Source organism: Streptomyces sp. MNU76 (assembly GCF_020982545.1).
Classification (GTDB): Bacteria; Actinomycetota; Actinomycetes; order Streptomycetales; family Streptomycetaceae; genus Streptomyces.
In genome coordinates, this window is the sequence record NZ_JAJKLK010000013.1 from 1 (window position 1) to 3,150 (window position 3,150).

Here is a 3,150-nt window from a genome sequence, read left to right on the forward strand (position 1 = left end):
CACCCTAGTACTGCAACGGTCTTTGCCGTGACTGCTGGCCAGCTTGTCGTTGGTGTGGTCATGGGTGGGGACCTTGCTGATGTCAGGTTGTGGGCGGGTGAACTGGGTGCTCTGCATGAGCGGTTCGTGCACCGGTTCAACCGGGAGGAGCCGCGTCAGTCGGCGCTGGCTTACATGCGTGGGCTGGTTGCGCCGCTGCAGCGCAAGAACGGCTGGACGCTGGCGGAGGAGGCAGGACACGCGGGTCCCGATCGCATCCACCGGCTGCTGAACCGGATTGAGTGGGACGCCGACGAGGTCCTGAACGACGTACGCGACTACGTGGTGGAACACCTCGGAGACAGCGATGCCGTCCTGATCGTCGACGACACCGGCTTTCTGAAGAAGGGCGTCCGTTCGGCCGGGGTGCAAAGGCAGTACTCCGGCACCGCCGGCCGCACGGAGAACTGCCAGATCGGCGTGTTCCTCGCCTACGCCACCGGCCGCGGACGCACGTTGATCGACCGCCGTCTGTATCTGCCCACGTCCTGGACGGACGACCGGGAACGCTGCCGCCGGGCGGGCATCGACGACCACGTCGCCTTCGCCACGAAGGTGGCCATGGCCAAGGCGATGGTCCGCCGGGCCATCGCCGACAAGATCCCGTTCGCCTGGGTCACGGCGGACGCCGCCTACGGCTACAGCAAGGGCTGGCGGTTCGAGCTCGAGCAAGCGGACGTCTTCCACGTCATGGCCACCACCCGGCACGACACCGTCGTCACCCGCTGGTCCATCGACCACCCCGTCCACGACCTGTTCCCCGGCCTGCCCCGGCAGAAATGGAAACGCCGTTCCTGCGGCGAGGGAGCACATGGCCGACGGATCTACGACTGGGCCCGCGTCGAAGTGAGGCCCTGGCACCGCGAGGACCGCCGGCACTGGGTCCTCGCCCGCCGCAGCGTGAGCAGGCCCGAGGAGATCTCCTACTACATCGCCTACTGTCCCGCCGACACGACGCTGGACGAGCTGATCCGCATCGCGGGCAGCCGCTGGGCGGTCGAGGAATGCTTCCAGACCGCCAAGCAGGAATGCGGCCTGGACGACTACCAGGTCCGCCGCTACCCCGGCTGGCACCGCCACATGACTCTGGCCATGGCCGCCCACGCCTGCCTGACCGTCCTGCGGGCCCGACAGCTGGACACGGACAAAGCAGAAACGGATCCTCCCAGCTCATCCACCTCAGCCTCGCCGAAATCCGACGCCTGATAACCCGCCTCACCAACCGCCGACCAGCACCGGTCGACCACATCCTGCACTGGTCCCACTGGCGCCGCCGACGCCAGCACCAAGCCCGCATCAGCCACTACAAACGACGCGGACACAGCCCCTGAACTGCCCAGTACTCAGAACAAGCACCGTTGCAGTATTAGAGTGCCTGCGTGTCGAAGACCAGCGTGAGTAACGAGACAGGCGGCCTGCTCTGCCTCTGGGTGGAGCCGTGGGGAACTGATCACTGGATGCGTTCAGGTGAGGAGTTCACCGTCGTGACCGAGACGGAGCCCGAGGAGTCGCCGTTCAACGTCGTCGTTCATGATCAGGGCATCACAGTGTGGGTGAACGCGGGAAGCGACGCCGAGGTCTTCGACAAGGATGGCAATCCGGCGCCATGCGGGCATCAGCGGCCTGCCGACGCCGGATCCTGACCGGCCGGGTCGTCACGTAAGTGGATGCGGGCGCCTGACGCTGCGCCCGTCCGGCCCGCGCCTTCACACGGCGCGCACGCTTTGTGCTGGGGAAGGGGACGCCATCTGTGCGTGGTTCGCCCGCAGGATGTGCGCCCGAGTTGCAGGAGGCGCCCCAAGAACCCCCCGGTGTCGTCATCGTCCGAGTGGCGGTCGCAGCGCAAGGGGTGGGGCTGGCGGGGTATTGCCGGGGTTCGCGGGTGACTCCCACTCAAGCGTGGTTCGCGTGGCCAGATGCCTACAGTGTGGCTGACCACCGGCCGCGTGAGAGCGTGGCCTGTCCGTCGGGGGTGATCGTGACGCGGGCCCCGGTCACCGGCAGTTCCCCGCCGATGATGAGACGGTCCAGGACATCGGTCAGTAGGTCCCACAGGCGGCGGGGACCGCCTTGGTGGATTGTCGGTAGGTCACGGGGCTTCCTGGTGCTGGCGCGGGCCCAGGAGCCGTCCGGGTGGGCCATCCAGACGGTGCGCCCACCGTCCTCGTGCTGCTCGGTGCGGTGCTCGATGCCGGGCGCCTCCAGCTCCAGGGTGGCGTGCACGGCCCAGGAGTCCGGGACGTAGGTGAGCGGGTAGCGGCTGAGGGACGTCTCCCCGTCCTCGTCCGCGGCCTGCCACACCTCGGTGGCGGGCGAGACGTCGTCGTAGTCGTCGCCGTGGCGGGTGCGCATGAACGTGGCCTGGTCGCAGGAGATGAAGCCGCGGGCGCCTCCGTCCGGCGTTTTGTCGGCGACGAGGATCATCGCGGTGCCGGTGATGGTGGTGACCAGTCGGCCGCCGGGGGGCAGCGCGGTCGTGCGTACGGGGACCGGCCAGGGGCGGTGGGCAGGTGCCCCCGGCCGGAGCGAGAGCGCGATGGTTCGCTTCGGGCAGGGAACCGGAGCGGAGACGGTCAGTTGCAGGCGTGGCCCCAGCCCATTTCGGGGCGCCAGGTCTTGGTGCTCGCGGTCCCGCCCTGCTTCTTCCAGGTGAACTTCGCCTGTACCTGGAAACTGTTCGTCGGCCACCTGCACGGGTTGACCGACGAGGTGCCTGCCAGGTCTTGGGTGCGGTGCCAGCCGTCGTCGTCCTTGGCGGACTTCACCGTCAGCGTCCTGGTGCCGTTGAAGCGCAGGAGCTTCACGTCGTTGACCGCGACCGTGTAGTTGCCACCGCCGGCGACGTCGGTGATCTTCGCCCGTGCCCGGTATGTGTCGGCCTCGTCGTCCCACCATACGGTCGCACAGCGCTTGACCTGCTTGCCGTAGCACTCCCAGGTGCTGTCCGCGGACGCCATGGACGGTGTGAAGACGATCGATGCGCCCACCGCTGCGACGGTGAGCCCACCAGCCGTACCGATCCGGCCGAGTTGCTTGAGCCTCATGAGGTTCCCTTCCAATGTCCCGCGGCCGTTGGACGGCCGCCGGGTCTCCAGCGTTGGCGACGGGAAC

The 3,150-nt window shown here is 68.0% G+C and carries 4 protein-coding genes; 2 read left to right on the forward strand and 2 right to left on the reverse strand.

All coding sequences use genetic code 11. The annotated features are described in order from the left end of the window. Positions 1-60: 60 nt before the first annotated feature. Positions 61-1,245, forward strand: coding sequence for an IS701 family transposase (locus tag E4N62_RS25495; protein WP_230218229.1), 1,185 nt, complete (start codon positions 61-63; stop codon positions 1,243-1,245). A 173-nt stretch (positions 1,246-1,418) separates the two neighbouring features. After that, positions 1,419-1,682: a hypothetical protein gene (locus E4N62_RS25500; RefSeq protein ID WP_230218231.1), complete on the forward strand. Its 264-nt coding sequence runs from the start codon at positions 1,419-1,421 to the stop codon at positions 1,680-1,682. Positions 1,683-1,959: 277 nt separating this feature from the next. Here E4N62_RS25500 and E4N62_RS25505 read toward each other — a convergent pair whose 3' ends face one another. Both E4N62_RS25505 and E4N62_RS25510 read right to left on the reverse strand, forming a co-directional pair. Further along, positions 1,960-2,463 (reverse strand): hypothetical protein, encoded by a 504-nt coding sequence (locus E4N62_RS25505; RefSeq protein ID WP_230218233.1) that lies wholly within the window; start codon positions 2,461-2,463, stop codon positions 1,960-1,962. Between the two features lie 149 nt (positions 2,464-2,612). Then, a partial coding sequence (locus E4N62_RS25510; RefSeq protein ID WP_230218235.1) for a hypothetical protein occupies positions 2,613-3,150 on the reverse strand: 538 nt, incomplete at its 5' end.

Bases quoted from the DNA above. Each gene is read 5' to 3' on its own strand.
- E4N62_RS25495 (WP_230218229.1), top strand. From the start codon at position 61: ATGGGTGGGGACCTTGCTGATGTCAGGTTGTGGGCGGGTGAACTGGGT.
- E4N62_RS25505 (WP_230218233.1), bottom strand. From the start codon at position 2,463: ATGATCCTCGTCGCCGACAAAACGCCGGACGGAGGCGCCCGCGGCTTC.